We start from the raw sequence: 14632 nt of genomic DNA on the forward strand, positions 1-14632 counted from the left end.
GGCCGGGGAGGGCCAGGCCTCGCGGACGAACCAGACCAGCCGGGTCTCCGTCGGGGCCGGCAGCCGCAGGGCGGCGCCCCGCTGGTGGGGACGGGGACCGGAGCCAGCCCGTGGCCCCGGTCCCCGTCCCCACCAGCACCCCGGAGGACGCCTGGGCCTCGACGACACCCCCGTCGCCCTCCAGGCCCAGGCGGTACCGGGCGGTCTGATGGCCGGCGGCGCCCAGGTAGATCTCGTTCAGTGCGACGAGCCGCTGGGTGTCGTCCGCGACGGCCTCGACCATCGTCAGCTCGTCGACGCCCGCCCCGCCCGCCGCGAGCAGCTTCGCCGTGTCCCGCGGGCGGTGGCGCACCAGGACGCCGGGGTTGCGCCCCGGCTCGGTGTCGATGCCCAGCACCGGCTGTCCGGACAGGTACTTGGCCACGTTCGCCACCAGCCCGTCCTGGCCGACCACGATCACGACGTCCTCCGGGGCGAACAGGAACCGGTCCAGATCGCCCCGCTCCACCCGTGCCTGCCGCCAGGTCAGCGGGATCGCGGCGGTCACCTCGGCGAGCGCCCGGCGGGTGCGCTCGTGGCGTTCGGCGACTTCCGCGATGTCCCGGCCCCGGGAGGAGAGGAAGAAGGCGGCCTGGCCGTGCGTGCCGTGGTGGGCCACCAGCTCCGCGTACTCCGTGGTGCGGTGGACCAGGACGGCCCGCGGCGCGAGACTCACTCCGGCTCCCGAGCGCCCAGCCTGGCCAGCAGCCCCGTCAGCACGTCCGGGGAGATCGTCACGCTGTCGATGTGCGGCAGGTTCTCCGCGAGCCGGGTCCCGGTCAGGGCGTGCAGGGTGGCGACCCCGACGTCCTCGTGCACCTTCAGCCAGGCGGCCTGCGCCTGCGCCTTCGCGTCACCGACCGCGCGCACCCCCTCGGCCTCCGCGCGGGCCAGCCGTACCGAACGTGTCGCCTCCGCCTCGGCCCGTACCGCGTCCGCCGCCGCGTGCTCCTCGGCCTCCCGGCGGGCGTTGGTGCCCCGTTGCTCGACCAACTGCTCCTCGCGGCGAGCGAGTTCGATCTGGCTGGCCAGTTCGTTCTCGGCGATGGTCCGCTCGCGCTCCACGGCGACGGCCCGCCGTTCGTAGGTGGCCCGGTCGGCCTCCTGCTGGATCTGCTCGCGGGCCGGGGTGCGCAGGGCCCGCTCCACCTCCGGTTCGGGTCTCAGGGCCATCACACGGACGGCGACCACCTCGATGCCGGTGGCGGGCAGCCGGGGCTCGGCGTCCAGGCCGGCCGCGACCCGCTCGCGCACCGCGGTCACCCCGTCGACCAGGGCGGCGGACAGGGGGGTGCGGGCCAGGACGGCGAGCGCGTGCTGCTGGGCCGTCTCCGTGAGCAGCGTGCCCAGTTGCTCCAGGGGAGCGCCCCGCCACACCCCGGTGTCCGGGTCGATGGAGAAGTCCAGGCGGGCCGCTGCGAGGGCCGGGTCGCCGATCCGGTAGGTCACGGTCGCCTGCACCGCCACGTCCTGGAAGTCGGACGTACGGGCGTGGAAGGTCATGGCCAACTCACGGTCGTCCACCGGGACTTCGGAGAGCGCGGCGGTCAGTGCGCGGAACCAGAAGCTGAGCCCCGGACCGTCGTGCAGCAGCTTGCCGCCGCGGTGGTGCCGGATGTGCGCCGTGGGCGCCCCGCGCAGATGGCGCCAGCCGAGGCGCCGGGTGATGTCGGCCATCGAACCCCCTCTTTTCGTCGCTTGGACGATAACTGGGGGGGCGCATTGTCGTCAAGGGGACGAGAACAGAAAGCCGGGCGGACGGGGGCGTCAACAGGCCCCCCGCCGGTCAGGATGGAGGCATGGGATTCCATGTCGACTCCGAGGCCGGGCGGCTCAGCCGCGTCATCCTGCACCGGCCGGATCTCGAGCTCAAAAGGCTCACCCCCAGCAACAAGGACGCACTCCTCTTCGACGACGTGCTCTGGGTGCGCCGGGCGCGCGCCGAGCACGACGGGTTCGCCGACGTGCTGCGCGACCGCGGTGTCGCCGTGCACCTCTTCGGCGACCTGCTCGCCGAGGCCCTGGAGGTCCCGGCCGCCCGGTCCCTCGTGCTCGGCCACGTCTTCGACGAGAAGGAGTACGGCCCGCTGGCCACCGACCACCTGCGGGCCGCCTTCGAGGCGCTGCCCGCCGGGGAGCTCGCGGAGGCCCTCGTCGGCGGCATGACCAAGCGGGAGTTCCTGGACGCGCACCCGGAGCCGACCTCCGTGCGCTTCCACGTCATGGACCTCGACGACTTCCTCCTCGCCCCGCTGCCCAACCACCTCTTCACCCGCGACACCTCGGCCTGGATCTACGACGGCGTCTCGGTCAACGCGATGAAGTGGCCCGCCCGGCAGCGCGAGACCGTCCACTTCGAGGCGATCTACCGGCACCACCCGCTCTTCCGCGACGAGACGTTCCACCTCTGGTCGGAGGGGCAGGCCGACTACCCGTCCACCATCGAGGGCGGTGACGTCCTCGTCATCGGCAACGGCGCCGTCCTCATCGGCATGAGCGAGCGGACCACGCCCCAGGCCGTCGAGATGCTCGCGCACAAGCTGTTCGCCGCGGGCTCCGCGCAGTCGATCGTGGCCCTGGACATGCCGAAACGCCGGGCCTTCATGCATCTCGACACCGTGATGACGATGGTCGACGGCGACACCTTCACCCAGTACGCCGGGCTCGGCATGCTCCGGTCGTACACCATCGAACCGGGCGTCGACGACAAGGAGCTCAAGGTCACCGACCACCCGCCGGAGCACATGCACCGCGCGATCGCCGCCGCCCTCGGGCTGAGCGAGATCCGGGTGCTGACCGCCACCCAGGACGTGCACGCGGCCGAGCGCGAGCAGTGGGACGACGGCTGCAACGTCCTCGCGGTCGAGCCGGGCGTCGTCGTCGCCTACGAGCGCAACGCCACCACCAACACCCATCTGCGCAAGCAGGGCATCGAGGTCATCGAGATCCCGGGCAGCGAACTGGGGCGGGGCAGGGGCGGTCCGCGCTGCATGAGCTGCCCGGTGGAACGAGCGGCTGTATAGAAATGCTGAACATCGTATAGACTTCCAACGTCCTGTTCCCATCCCTCTGGAGCGCCCCCCCATGGCGACTGTTCCCACCGCCCTCGCCGGGCGCCACTTCCTCAAGGAGCTCGACTTCACGGCGGAGGAGTTCCTCGGCCTGGTCGGGCTGGCCGCCGAGCTGAAGGCCGCCAAGAAGGCTGGAACCGAGACCCGCCGCCTGAGCGGGAAGAACATCGCGCTGATCTTCGAGAAGACCTCCACGCGCACCCGCTGCGCGTTCGAGGTCGCCGCCGCCGACCAGGGTGCCTCCACGACGTACCTCGACCCGTCCGGCTCGCAGATCGGGCACAAGGAGTCCGTGCGGGACACCGCGCGCGTGCTGGGCCGTATGTACGACGGGATCGAGTACCGCGGGGACAGCCAGCAGAAGGTGGAGGAGCTGGCCGCCCACGCCGGAGTGCCGGTCTACAACGGGCTCACCGACGACTGGCACCCCACCCAGATGCTGGCCGACGTGCTGACGATGACCGAGCACACCCCGAAGCCGGTCCGGGAGATCGCGTTCGCCTACCTCGGCGACGCCCGGTTCAACATGGGCAACTCCTACCTGGTCACCGGTGCGCTGCTGGGGATGGACGTACGGATCGTCGCGCCGAAGTCCTACTGGCCCGCGCAGGAAGTGGTCGAGCGGGCGCGGGCGCTCGCCGTCGACAGCGGGGCGCGGATCACCCTCACCGAGTCGCCGGAGGAGGGCGTGCGGGGGGCCGACTTCGTCGCCACCGACGTCTGGGTCTCGATGGGGGAGCCGAAGGACGTGTGGGACGAGCGGATCGCCGCGCTGTCGCCGTACGCCGTGACCATGGACGTGCTGCGGGCCACGGGGAACGCGGACGTCAAGTTCCTGCACTGCCTGCCCGCCTTCCACGACCTCGGCACGAAGGTGGGGCAGGAGATCTTCGAGACCCACGGACTGGAGTCCCTGGAGGTCACGGACGAGGTGTTCGAGTCGGCGCACTCGGTCGTGTTCGACGAGGCGGAGAACCGTCTGCACACGATCAAGGCCGTGCTGGTGGCGACCCTGGCCTGAGCGTCACGCCGGGTGCCACTGGGGCGGCACCACCGGAAGGCGGAACCAGACCGCCTTGCCGGTCTCGGTCGGGCGGTGACCGCACGACGAGCTGAGCGCCCTGATCAGCAGCAGCCCCCGGCCGTGCTCCTGCCAGGGATCGGGTTCCCCGGCGTCCGGGTGGGTGAGATGGCCCGGGGGCGCCGGGTCCGGGTCGTGCACCTCCACCTGGCAGCCGGTCGGCAGCAGCTCCACGACCAGCTCTATCGGGGTGTCGCCGGCCGTGTGCTCCACGGCGTTGGCCACCAGCTCGGCCGTGAGCAGCTCCGCGGTGTCGCAGTCCGCCCCGTGCTCCAGCTCGGCCAGCGCGGTGCGGACCAGAGCGCGCGCCACGGGCACGGCCGCGGCGGAATGCGGCAGCGCGATGCGCCAGGAGGCGGAGGCTGGAGGGCGATCTTGCAAGGCGGGTCCGTTCATGAGCAGGCTGTCCTGCTTTCAACCGTATGAATGGTACGGCGCCGTCGGACGGGTCGTCCGGCGGGCACCGTACGGGAGCTTCGGCCCCGTCGGCAGGCGGCTTACCCGTAGCAACGGCTTGCCTCGCGCGGCCGATCCCGCCGTTGCCGCTCTGTCGACGAGCCGTGACGGATGTGACGGGGCCAGGTCACATCGACAGTGCTCTATCGCGCACTCGTGACGACAGTCAAAGATGAGTGATAGCTTCGAAGGGTAGAGCGCACCTCGAACCTCGCACCCCGCCCGAGCACGAGGAGGCCGCACGGACATGAGCCCCTTCACCGGCTCCGCCGCCCGCACCCCCGACTGGCAGCACCTGCGCGTCGACCTCGCCGACGGCGTCGCCACGGTCACGCTCGCCCGCCCCGACAAGCTCAACGCGCTCACCTTCGGCGCCTATGCCGACCTGCGCGACCTGCTCGCCGAACTGTCCCGCGAGCGTTCCGTGCGGGCCCTGGTCCTGGCCGGCGAGGGCCGCGGCTTCTGCTCCGGCGGGGACGTCGACGAGATCATCGGCGCCACCCTCGCCATGGACACCGCCCAGCTCCTCGACTTCAACCGGATGACGGGCCAGGTGGTGCGGGCCGTACGGGAGTGCCCCTTCCCGGTCATCGCGGCCGTGCACGGGGTGGCGGCCGGCGCGGGCGCGGTCCTCGCCCTTGCGGCCGACTTCCGGGTCGCGGACCCCTCGGCCCGCTTCGCCTTCCTCTTCACCCGCGTCGGCCTCTCCGGCGGCGACATGGGCGCGGCCTATCTGCTGCCCCGCGTGGTCGGCCTCGGCCACGCCACCCGTCTGCTCATGCTCGGCGAACCGGTCCGCGCCCCCGAGGCCGAACGCATCGGCCTGATCAGCGAACTCACCCAGGAGGGCGGCGCCGACGAGGCCGCCCGGGCCCTGGCCCGGCGCCTGGCCGAGGGCCCGGCGCTGGCGTACGCCCAGACCAAGGCGCTGCTGACGGCGGAGCTGGACATGCCGCTGGCGGCCTCGGTGGAACTGGACGCCTCGACACAGGCCCTGCTGATGAACGGCGAGGACTACGCGGAGTTCCACGCGGCCTTCACGGAGAAGAGGCCGCCCAAATGGAAGGGGCGGTGACCATGCCCACCTCCGTCCCGCGCATCGCGATCATCGGCGGCGGCCCCGGCGGGCTGTACGCGGCGGCCCTGCTCAAACGGCTCGACCCCCGGCGCGAGATCACCGTCTGGGAACGCAACGCCCCCGACGACACCTTCGGCTTCGGCGTGGTCCTCTCCGACGAGACCCTCGGCGGCATCGAACACGCGGACCGGCAGGTCTACGAGGCCCTGTGCGAGGACTTCGTCCGCTGGGACGACATCGACATCGTGCACCGGGGCGTACGGCACACCTCCGGCGGCCACGGCTTTGCAGCCCTCGGCCGCAGACGGCTCCTCGAGATCCTGCACGACCGCTGCCGCGCCCTCGGCGTCGACCTCCGCTTCCGCACGGAGGCCCCGTCCGGCCTCGCGGACACACACGACCTCGTCATCGCCGCCGACGGAGTCAACAGCACCACGCGCGAGGCCCACGCCCAGGTGTTCCGCCCTCATGTGACCTCGCACCGCTGCCGCTACATCTGGCTCGCCGCCGACTTCGCCTTCGACGCCTTCCGCTTCGAGATCGCCGAGACCGAACACGGCGTGATGCAACTCCACGGCTATCCCTATGCGTCCGACGCCTCCACCGTGATCATCGAGATGCGCGAGGAGGTCTGGCGAGCGGCGGGCTTCGCCGAACCGGACACGGCCGAATCCATCGACCGCTGCGCCAAGATGTTCGCGGAAGCGCTGCGCGGCCGCCCCCTGCGCTCCAACAACTCCACGTGGACCACCTTCCGCACCGTGGTCAACGAACACTGGTCGCACGGCAACACCGTGCTGCTCGGCGACGCGGCCCACACCGCCCACTTCTCCATCGGCTCCGGCACCAAGCTCGCCGTGGAGGACGCCCTCGCCCTGGCCGCCTGCCTGGAGGAACAGCCGTCGCTGGAAGGGGCGTTGGCGGCCTACGAGGCGGAGCGCAAACCCGTCGTCGCCTCCACCCAGCGCGCCGCCCGCGCCAGCCTGGAGTGGTTCGAGAACCTCGGCCTCCACCTCGACCAGCCGCCCCGCCAGTTCGCCTTCAACCTGCTCACCCGCAGCCGCCGCGTCACCCACGACAACCTGCGCCTGCGCGACCCCCGCTTCACCGGCGCCGTGGAACGCGAGTTCGGCTGCCCGCCGGGCACGCCCCCGATGTTCACCCCGTTCCGGCTGCGCGGCCTGACCCTGCGCAACCGGGTCGTGGTGTCGCCGATGGACATGTACTCCGCCACCGACGGCGTCCCCGGCGACTTCCATCTGGTCCACCTGGGCGCCCGGGCCCTCGGCGGCGCCGGGCTGGTGATGACCGAGATGGTGTGCGTCTCGCCCGAGGGACGCATCACGCCCGGCTGCACCGGCCTCTACAACGGCAGGCAGGCCGAGGCGTGGAAGCGGATCACGAACTTCGTGCACGAGCGGTCACCGGGCACCGCGATCGGCGTGCAGCTCGGCCACAGCGGCCGCAAGGGCTCGACCAAGCTGATGTGGGAGGGCATCGACGAACCGCTGCCCGAGGGCAACTGGCCGGTCGTGGCGCCGTCCCCGATCCCGTACAAGCCCGTCAACCAGACCCCGCGCGAGCTCGGCCGCGCCCAACTGACCGACATCCGGCTGCAGTTCACACAGGCCGCTTGGCGGGCCGCCCGTGCCGGGTTCGACCTCCTCGAACTGCACTGCGCGCACGGCTACCTGCTCTCCGGCTTCCTCTCCCCGCTGACCAACCGGCGCACCGACGCCTACGGCGGCTCGCTCGCCAAGCGCCTGCGGTTCCCGCTGGAGGTCTTCGACGCCGTCAGGGAGGTGTGGCCGCAGGAACGGCCCATGACCGTCCGCATCTCCGCCACCGACTGGGCCGAGGGCGGCAACACGGCCGAGGACGCCGTCGAGATCGCCCGCGCCTTCGCCGCGCACGGCGCCGACGCGATCGACGTGTCGACCGGGCAGGTCGTGGCCGAGGAACAGCCGGAGTACGGGCGCTCGTACCAGACGCCGTACGCCGACCGGATCCGCCACGAGACCGGCGTCCCGGTGATCGCGGTCGGCGCCATCTCCTCCTGGGACGACGTCAACTCCCTGATCCTGGCCGGTCGCACGGACCTGTGCGCGCTGGCCCGACCGCACCTCTACAACCCCCACTGGACCCTGCACGCGGCCGCCGAGCAGGGGTACGACGGCCCCGGCATCGTCTGGCCCGACCCGTACCGCGCGGGCAGCCGGCGGCCGCAGACCGGACGCACGGACGGCCCCCGGCCCCGGCTCACGCTGGGGACGTGAGGGCCGTCGCCCATCGTGTAAGCCGGACGGCGTCGTCGGACTCGTGGCACTACGTGCACACCGTCCGCCGACTCCCGGCGCGTCACAGCCCGGCGAACGTGGCCCCCGCGTCCCGCAGTCGCTCGTGCAGGCTCCGGAACACCGCCGCCGCCCGCTCGCCCGGCCAGTCCTCCGGGAGCAGCCCGGCGGGCAGTCCGGGGTCGGCGTAGGGGAGATGGCGCCAGGAGTCGAGGACGAGGAGGTAGTCCCGGTAGGCCTCCTCGGGCGGGGTGTCGGACCGTTCCTCCCAGGCGCGCAGCACGCGCGCGTGGCGGTCGAGGAACGCCTCGTGCTCCTTGGCGATCGCGGCCAGGTCCCACCAGCGGGCGACCGCCTCGGCGGTGGCGGCGAATCCGAGGTGCTCGCCGCGGAAGAGGTCGACGTAGGGGTCAAGCCGCAGCCGGCAGAGTGTGTGGCGGGCCTCCTCGTACAGCCGCGCGGGGGCGATCCACACCCCGGGGGCAGCCGTGCCGAAGCCGAGCCCGGCCAGCCGGGAGCGCAGCACGTGCCGCTTCTGACGCTCCGACTCGGGCACCGAGAACACCGCGAGCACCCAGCCCTCGTCCTCGGGCGGCGCCACCGCGTAGATGCGCCGGTCGCCGTCGTCGAGCAGCTGGCGGGCGTCCGGCGACAGCTCGTACCCGGCGGCACCCTGCGCGGTGCGGGCCGGCAGCAGCAGCCCGCGCCGCTTGAGTCTGGACACCGACGACCGTACGGAGGGGGCGTCCACGCCGACCGCGGCCAGCAGCCGGATCAGCTCGGCGACGGGCACGGGGCCCGGCATGAAGCGGCCGTAGGCTCCGTAGAGCGTGACGATGAGAGACCGTGGTGCATGCTGGTCGGACACGTTGATCATCTTAGGTCGTGTGGATCACTGCTGGTCACCATCGGTGCGCAGCCTGAACCGCTGGAGCTTGCCGGTCGCGGTGCGCGGCAGCGCATCCAGGAAGACGATCTCGCGTGGGCATTTGTACGGCGCCAGTTCCCCCTTGACGAAGGTGCGCAGCGCCTCGGCGTCGCGCTCGGCACCCTCCTTGAGCACGGCGTAGGCGACGACGACCTGCCCGCGTGCCTCGTCGGGCCTGCCCACGACCGCCGCCTCGACCACGTCCGGGTGCCGCAGCAGGGCGTCCTCGACCTCGGGTCCGGCGATGTTGTACCCGGCCGAGATGATCATGTCGTCCGCGCGGGCCACATAGCGGAAGTACCCGTCGCTCTCGCGGACGTAGGTGTCGCCGGTGATGTTCCAGCCGTCCCGCACGTACTCGCGCTGGCGGGGGTCGGCGAGGTAGCGGCAGCCGACGGGGCCGCGCACGGCGAGCAGTCCGGGCTCGCCGTCGGGCTTCTCCCGCCCGGTCTCGTCCACCACGCGCGCGTGCCAGCCGGGTACCGGCACACCGGTCGTCCCCGGCCGGATGTGCTCGTCGGCCGCGGAGATGAAGATGTGCAGCAGCTCGGTGGCGCCGATGCCGTTGACGATCCGCAGCCCGGTCCGCTCCCGCCAGGCCTGCCAGGTGGCCGCGGGCAGGTTCTCGCCGGCCGAGACGCAGCGGCGCAGGGACGAGACGTCGTACGCGTCGAGCTCGTCGAGCATGGCGCGGTAGGCGGTGGGGGCGGTGAACAGGACGGAGACGCGATGCTCGGCGATCGCCGGGAGCAACTGCTTCGGATGGGCCTGTTCGAGGAGGAGGGAACTGGCGCCCGCCCGCATCGGGAAGATCACCAGACCGCCGAGACCGAAGGTGAAGCCGAGCGGGGGACTGCCGGCGAAGACGTCATCCACATGTGGTCGCAGCACATGCTTGGAGAAGGTGTCGGCTATGGCGAGCACATCCCGGTGGAAGTGCATACAGCCCTTGGGGCGCCCGGTGGTCCCGGAGGTGAAGGCGATCAGCGCCACATCGTCGGCCGCGGTCTGCACGGCCGGGTACGGCGTCCCGGGCGCCTCGCGGTTCAGGAGGTCGTCGGGGGAGTCGCCGCCGTACGTCGTGATCCGCAGGCCCGGTATCTCGGCCTTGGCGAGGTCGTCGACGGAACGTATGTCGCACAGGGCGTGCTCGATGCGCGCGATCCCGCACATCGTGGCCAGCTCGTGCGGGCGCTGCTGGGCCAGCACCGTCACGGCGACCGCGCCCGCCTTCAGCACGGCCAGCCAGCAGGCCGCGAGCCAGGGAGTGGTCGGGCCGCGCAGCAGCACCCGGTTGCCGGGGACGACCCCGAGATCGCCGGTGAGGAGGTGCGCGATCCGGTCGACTCGGGTGCGCAGTGTGCCGTACGTCCATGTGTCCCCGGCCGGGGTGCGGAAGGCCGGGCGGTCGTCGGGCGGTCCCGTCAGCAGCTCGGCGGCGCAGTTCAGCCGATCGGGGTACCGCAGCTCCGGCAGGTCGAAGCGGAGCTCCGGCCACTGGTCAAAGGGCGGGAGGTGGTCGCGCGCGAAGGTGTCGACGTGGGCCGAGGCGTTCATGGCGGGTCGCCCCCTTGCCTTCCGGGCCGCGTGGGCCGCCTTGTGGGCGTCGATGGTGGGCTCGCACAAGGAGCGTATCGTGTTGGTGACGACAGTCAACGGCACGCGATATCGTCGTAGGGCCCTGTCGACGAGAGAGGACCGGCGATGCCCGCATTCTCGCTCGAACCGTCACAGACCGCCCGGTGTGCGGAGCTGCGCGCCCTCGCCGCGGACCGGCTGCGCCCCCTGGCGGAGAAGGGCGAGCCCGGCCGGGTGAACCGGCCGCTGGTCGCCGAACTCGGCCGACTGGGCCTGCTGGAGCGGCTGTTCACCTCCGGCGCCCTCGACCTCTGCCTGATGCGGGAGTCCCTCGCCCACGCCTGCACGGAGGCGGAGACCGCCCTCGCCCTCCAGGGCCTCGGCGCCCACCCCGTCCACGCCCACGGCACCCCGGCCCAGCGCGACCGCTGGCTGCCGGCGGTCGGCGAGGGCAGCGCGGTGGCAGCGTTCGCGCTCAGCGAGCCGGGGGCCGGGTCGGACGCGGCGGCGCTGGGACTGCGGGCGGAGGGGGAGGGGTACGGCGGATCGTCCCCGGCCGGTCCGTCGGCGGACCCGTCACGCACCGCCGGCCCCGTCGCCGAGTCCGACGGCTCCTCCCGCTGGCGGCTCACCGGGGAGAAGTGCTGGATCTCCAACGCCCCCGAGGCCGACTTCTACACCGTCTTCGCCCGGACCACCCCCGGGGCCGGAGCCCGCGGAGTGACCGCCTTCCTCGTGCCCGCCGACCGTCCCGGGCTCACCGGCACCGCCCTCGACATGCTCTCCCCGCACCCGATCGGCGCCCTCGCCTTCGACGCCGTGCCGGTGAGCGCCGACGACGTCCTCGGCGAGGTCGACCGCGGCTTCCGGGTCGCCATGGGCACCCTGAACCTCTTCCGGCCCAGCGTCGGCGCCTTCGCGGTCGGCATGGCCCAGGCGGCGCTGGACGCGACCCTCGTCCACACCTCCCGACGGGACGCCTTCGGGGGCAAGCTGCGGGACCTGCAGAGCGTGGCCCACACGGTCGCCGAGATGGCCCTGCGCACGGACGCGGCCCGCCTCATGGTGTACGCGGCGGCGACGGCGTACGACGAAGGCGCCCCGGACGTGCCGAAGCGCGCGGCGATGGCGAAGCTGCTCGCCACCGAGACCGCGCAGTACGTCGTCGACACCGCGGTGCAACTCCACGGCGCACGGGCCCTGCAACGCGGTCATCTGCTGGAGCACCTGTACCGGGAGGTGCGCGCCCCGCGCATCTACGAGGGGGCCAGCGAGGTGCAACGGGGCATCATCGCCAAGGAGTTGTACGCCGACCTGGAGGTGTCGTGAGCGCCGAGCGCATCAACCCGCCCGAACTGTCCCCGCCCACGGGGTTCTCGCACGCGGTCGTGGCCACCGGCTCGCGGCTCGTCTTCCTCGCGGGGCAGACGGCCCTGGACGCCGACGGCAAGGTGGTGGGGGAGTCGCTGCCGGAGCAGTTCGAGCGGGCGCTCACCAATCTGCTCACCGCCCTCGCGGCCGCCGGCGGCACCCCGGCCGACCTCGCGCGGGTCACCGTCTACGCCACCGACATCGCCGCCTACCGCACCCATGCCCGCGAACTCGGCCGTATCTGGCAGGAGTTGGCGGGCCGGGACTATCCCGCGATGGCCGTCGTCGAGGTCGTACGGCTGTGGGACGACCAGGCCGCGGTCGAACTCGACGGCTTCGCGGTGCTGCCCTAGCGTCGCCGCCCGTTCCCCGGGGTCAGCGCGGCGCGCGGCCGCGGTCAGGCGGCGACGGCGAGCTGGTCGGTCAAGGCCCGGTGCGGTGCGACGACGCGACCGTCGGGGAGCAGCTCGCCGGTGTCGTCGAAGACGATCGCGCCGTTGCACAGCAGGTTCCAGCCCTGCTCGGGGTGGGCGGCGACGATGTGCGCGGTGGTGCTGTCGGACGCAGCGCACGAAGAGCGGTGAGAACACATGGCGCACCTCCACATTCAGTGGACCGTCGGTATGGGGTCCGTATCCGTATGGGTAGACCATGCTCCCGTCGCGAACTCATCGGAACGGCCCGACATGAAGCGTGACAACACGCGGACAACTCTCGGACGGTTCCACGACGCTCGGTGCGGACTCGCCACCGAAGGGGTGACGATCACGGCTCTCCGGGCGTGTTCCCGGTAGCAGTGGAGGCCCCACTCCACTCATCCGGGAGGTACGCCCATGCCCGTTCGCCCCCTTCGCCCCGCTCTCGCCGCCGCTGCCGGTGCCGCGCTGTTCCTGCTGGCCGTCCCCGCACTGCCCGCGAGCGCCGACGCGACCGAGACCGTCACCGTCGACCCCCTCGGCCGTGTCGCCGGGGACGGCACCGTGACCCTGTCCGGCACCTACCGCTGCACCGGCGGTTCGGGCCCGGTGTTCGTGAGCTCCTCCGTGAGCGGGAGCTCCCCGTCGGTCCGGCACGGCATCGGCGGGACCCGCGCGGTGTGCGACGGCGTGGAGCACAGGTGGGAGAACACGGGCAGGCCCACCTCGGACGTCCTTGAGCCGGGTCCGGCCCGTGTCGAGGCCACCCTCATGGAACTCCGCCTCCAGGGCGGCCTGCCGCTGCCCCGTTTCCACGCGGCCGAGCAGCGGGACATCACGCTGACGAAGGGCTGAGCCGGGACGCCTGTGCCCGCCGGCGAGTGCCGCCCGCGGCGGTCACCGTACGAGTGCGATCTCCGGCGGCCACAACACGCCCTCCGCCAACAGCAGGGCGGGGCCCAGGTGTTGCGGGCACACGATCAGCGGTGGCCGGGCGTGGCAGGCGATCTCGAAGCGGGCGCGGGCCCCGCACTCCTCCCCGTCCCGTGGTCCGGAGTGCCGGCTCGCGCACCGTAGTGCGGGTGGGGTGTGCGTCATGGTGTCCTCCTGCGGGCTGGTGGCCGACCCGGGGGTGGGGCCGGCGCACCCCGCACCCGTTCAGGCTAAGGACGGCAGGAGCGGGCGGCCCGTCCGGTCGGCCGTTCGGGTGAGGCTTTCGGAGCCGTGATCCCCCGTGAGCCCGTCGGCTCGGCGCCCGGGGCGGACCCGCCCTCAGACGGGGTACGCGTGCGTCTGCACCGCCTTGACCGCCGCCCAGACCTCCACGCCCGGGTGCAGGTCCAGTTCGGCGGCGGCCACCGTCGTGAGGTCCGCCGCGAGGGGCAGCTCGCCCGTGAGGTCGGCGCGGATCTGGTCGCCGTGGGTCTCCAGGCCGGCCACCTCGCAACGCCAGTGGTTGCGGGCGCTCGTGCCGGCGGGGGGCTCGCGGTAGAGGGTCACGGCACTCGGCGGGAACGCCACGAACACGGGCCCCGTGAGGTCCTCCGTGGTCGTGAGCGAGGGTCCGGTCTCGAGGCGGACCGTGTGGCCGTCGGCCTCGCCCCGGTAGAGGTTCAGGCCGACGAGCCGGGCGACGTAGTCGGTGCGCGGACGGCGGGCGATGTGGGACGGGACGCCCTCCTGCACGACCTCGCCGTGCTCGATGACCACGAGGCGGTCGGCGAGGACCATGGCGTCCAGCGGGTCGTGCGTGACGAGTACGGCGACGGCCTCGAACTCGGCCAGGTGGCGCCGGAGTCGGGAACGGACCTCCAGGCGGGTGCGGGCGTCGAGGGCGGCCAGCGGCTCGTCGAGCAGCAGCAGCCGGGGACGGGTTGCCAACGCGCGGGCCAGTGCGACGCGTTGGGCCTGTCCGCCGGACAACTTGCGGGGCTTGGCGCCCGCGTGGGCCGCGAGACCCATGCGGTCCAGCCACTCGGCGGCCTGTTCCCGCGCCCGGGCCCTGGTCGCGCCCTGGCAGCGCGGGCCGAAGGCGACGTTGTCGAGGGCGCTGAGGTGGGGGAAGAGGAGGTAGTCCTGGAAGACGACGCCGACCGGGCGGGACTCCGGAGGCGTGCGCTCCAACGCGGCGCCGTCCAGCCGCAGATGGCCGCCGGTGAGCGGGGTGAGACCGGCGAGGGCGCGCAGGGCGGTGGTCTTCCCGGCACCGTTCGGACCCAGCAGGGCGACGACCTCACCGGGGGCGACGGCCAGGGACACGTCGAGACGGAAGGCACCGCGGTCCACGATCAGACGGGCGTCGAGACCGGTGGTGGTGGGG

Annotated in this window: 14 protein-coding genes and 1 pseudogene; 7 read left to right on the forward strand and 8 right to left on the reverse strand. The window is 72.7% G+C overall.

Features of this window, described 5'->3' with window-relative positions; genetic code table 11:
* Positions 1–715, reverse strand: a pseudogene (locus AOJ26_RS31380) (hypothetical protein); the annotation flags it as partial.
* On the reverse strand, positions 712–1716 hold the full coding sequence (locus AOJ26_RS31385; protein ID WP_053851752.1) for an SPFH domain-containing protein: 1005 nt from the start codon (positions 1714–1716) through the stop codon (positions 712–714). The gene AOJ26_RS31385 and the pseudogene AOJ26_RS31380, both read right to left, overlap by 4 nt.
* A 122-nt stretch (positions 1717–1838) precedes the next feature.
* On the opposite strand from AOJ26_RS31385, the gene AOJ26_RS31390 reads away from it, so the two are divergent.
* Positions 1839–3062, forward strand: coding sequence for an arginine deiminase (locus AOJ26_RS31390; protein ID WP_053851753.1), 1224 nt, complete (start codon positions 1839–1841; stop codon positions 3060–3062).
* Positions 3063–3123: 61 nt separating this feature from the next.
* Entirely contained in the window at positions 3124–4131 is a 1008-nt protein-coding gene (argF, locus tag AOJ26_RS31395; protein WP_053851754.1) for an ornithine carbamoyltransferase, read from the forward strand.
* A gap of 3 nt (positions 4132–4134) precedes the next feature.
* Here the strand turns inward: argF and AOJ26_RS31400 are convergent, their stop codons facing one another.
* On the reverse strand, positions 4135–4587 hold the full coding sequence (locus AOJ26_RS31400; protein WP_053851755.1) for an ATP-binding protein: 453 nt from the start codon (positions 4585–4587) through the stop codon (positions 4135–4137).
* Between the two features lie 307 nt (positions 4588–4894).
* Between AOJ26_RS31400 and AOJ26_RS31405 the strand changes: the two genes are divergently transcribed.
* Positions 4895–5722, forward strand: a complete 828-nt coding sequence (locus tag AOJ26_RS31405; protein WP_053851756.1) for an enoyl-CoA hydratase family protein — start codon at positions 4895–4897, stop codon at positions 5720–5722.
* 2 nt (positions 5723–5724) lie between these two features.
* A complete protein-coding gene (locus tag AOJ26_RS31410; protein ID WP_234358719.1) occupies positions 5725–8001 on the forward strand; it encodes a bifunctional salicylyl-CoA 5-hydroxylase/oxidoreductase in 2277 nt (758 codons plus the stop codon).
* Positions 8002–8083: 82 nt separating this feature from the next.
* Here the strand turns inward: AOJ26_RS31410 and AOJ26_RS31415 are convergent, their stop codons facing one another.
* Together AOJ26_RS31415 and AOJ26_RS31420 are read right to left on the reverse strand one after the other, a co-directional pair.
* A complete protein-coding gene (locus AOJ26_RS31415; RefSeq protein WP_053851758.1) occupies positions 8084–8896 on the reverse strand; it encodes a PaaX family transcriptional regulator C-terminal domain-containing protein in 813 nt (270 codons plus the stop codon).
* Positions 8897–8911: 15 nt separating this feature from the next.
* Entirely contained in the window at positions 8912–10504 is a 1593-nt protein-coding gene (locus tag AOJ26_RS31420) for an AMP-binding protein (protein ID WP_053851759.1), read from the reverse strand.
* 147 nt (positions 10505–10651) lie between these two features.
* Between AOJ26_RS31420 and AOJ26_RS31425 the strand changes: the two genes are divergently transcribed.
* On the forward strand, positions 10652–11854 hold the full coding sequence (locus tag AOJ26_RS31425; RefSeq protein ID WP_053851760.1) for an acyl-CoA dehydrogenase family protein: 1203 nt from the start codon (positions 10652–10654) through the stop codon (positions 11852–11854).
* Complete coding sequence (locus AOJ26_RS31430) at positions 11851–12249, forward strand: RidA family protein (protein WP_053851761.1); 399 nt, start codon at positions 11851–11853, stop codon at positions 12247–12249. Before AOJ26_RS31425 ends, AOJ26_RS31430 begins: the two co-directional genes overlap by 4 nt.
* Before the next feature lie 44 nt (positions 12250–12293).
* Here the strand turns inward: AOJ26_RS31430 and AOJ26_RS31435 are convergent, their stop codons facing one another.
* Positions 12294–12488: a DUF5999 family protein gene (locus tag AOJ26_RS31435; protein ID WP_053851762.1), complete on the reverse strand. Its 195-nt coding sequence runs from the start codon at positions 12486–12488 to the stop codon at positions 12294–12296.
* Between the two features lie 241 nt (positions 12489–12729).
* On the opposite strand from AOJ26_RS31435, the gene AOJ26_RS31440 reads away from it, so the two are divergent.
* Complete coding sequence (locus AOJ26_RS31440; RefSeq protein ID WP_053851763.1) at positions 12730–13167, forward strand: DUF6299 family protein; 438 nt, start codon at positions 12730–12732, stop codon at positions 13165–13167.
* Positions 13168–13209: 42 nt separating this feature from the next.
* Here AOJ26_RS31440 and AOJ26_RS31445 read toward each other — a convergent pair whose 3' ends face one another.
* A complete protein-coding gene (locus AOJ26_RS31445; RefSeq protein ID WP_053851764.1) occupies positions 13210–13410 on the reverse strand; it encodes a hypothetical protein in 201 nt (66 codons plus the stop codon).
* 174 nt (positions 13411–13584) lie between these two features.
* Positions 13585–14632 (reverse strand): ABC transporter ATP-binding protein (locus tag AOJ26_RS31450; RefSeq protein WP_053851765.1); only part of this gene is annotated, 1048 nt, incomplete at its 5' end.

This window comes from Streptomyces sp. NRRL B-24085 (genome assembly GCF_001282115.1).
GTDB lineage: Bacteria > Actinomycetota > Actinomycetes > Streptomycetales > Streptomycetaceae > Streptomyces.

Excerpts from the sequence above, each read along its gene's own strand:
- AOJ26_RS31440 (WP_053851763.1), top strand. The coding sequence starts at position 12,730 with ATGCCCGTTCGCCCCCTTCGCCCCGCTCTCGCCGCCGCTGCCGGTGCC.
- AOJ26_RS31405 (WP_053851756.1), top strand. The coding sequence starts at position 4,895 with ATGAGCCCCTTCACCGGCTCCGCCGCCCGCACCCCCGACTGGCAGCAC.
- argF (WP_053851754.1), top strand. The coding sequence starts at position 3,124 with ATGGCGACTGTTCCCACCGCCCTCGCCGGGCGCCACTTCCTCAAGGAG.
- AOJ26_RS31390 (WP_053851753.1), top strand. The coding sequence starts at position 1,839 with ATGGGATTCCATGTCGACTCCGAGGCCGGGCGGCTCAGCCGCGTCATC.
- AOJ26_RS31420 (WP_053851759.1), bottom strand. The coding sequence starts at position 10,504 with ATGAACGCCTCGGCCCACGTCGACACCTTCGCGCGCGACCACCTCCCG.
- AOJ26_RS31425 (WP_053851760.1), top strand. The coding sequence starts at position 10,652 with ATGCCCGCATTCTCGCTCGAACCGTCACAGACCGCCCGGTGTGCGGAG.
- AOJ26_RS31385 (WP_053851752.1), bottom strand. The coding sequence starts at position 1,716 with ATGGCCGACATCACCCGGCGCCTCGGCTGGCGCCATCTGCGCGGGGCG.
- AOJ26_RS31415 (WP_053851758.1), bottom strand. The coding sequence starts at position 8,896 with ATGATCAACGTGTCCGACCAGCATGCACCACGGTCTCTCATCGTCACG.
- AOJ26_RS31445 (WP_053851764.1), bottom strand. The coding sequence starts at position 13,410 with ATGACGCACACCCCACCCGCACTACGGTGCGCGAGCCGGCACTCCGGA.
- AOJ26_RS31435 (WP_053851762.1), bottom strand. The coding sequence starts at position 12,488 with ATGTGTTCTCACCGCTCTTCGTGCGCTGCGTCCGACAGCACCACCGCG.
- AOJ26_RS31400 (WP_053851755.1), bottom strand. The coding sequence starts at position 4,587 with ATGAACGGACCCGCCTTGCAAGATCGCCCTCCAGCCTCCGCCTCCTGG.
- AOJ26_RS31410 (WP_234358719.1), top strand. The coding sequence starts at position 5,725 with ATGCCCACCTCCGTCCCGCGCATCGCGATCATCGGCGGCGGCCCCGGC.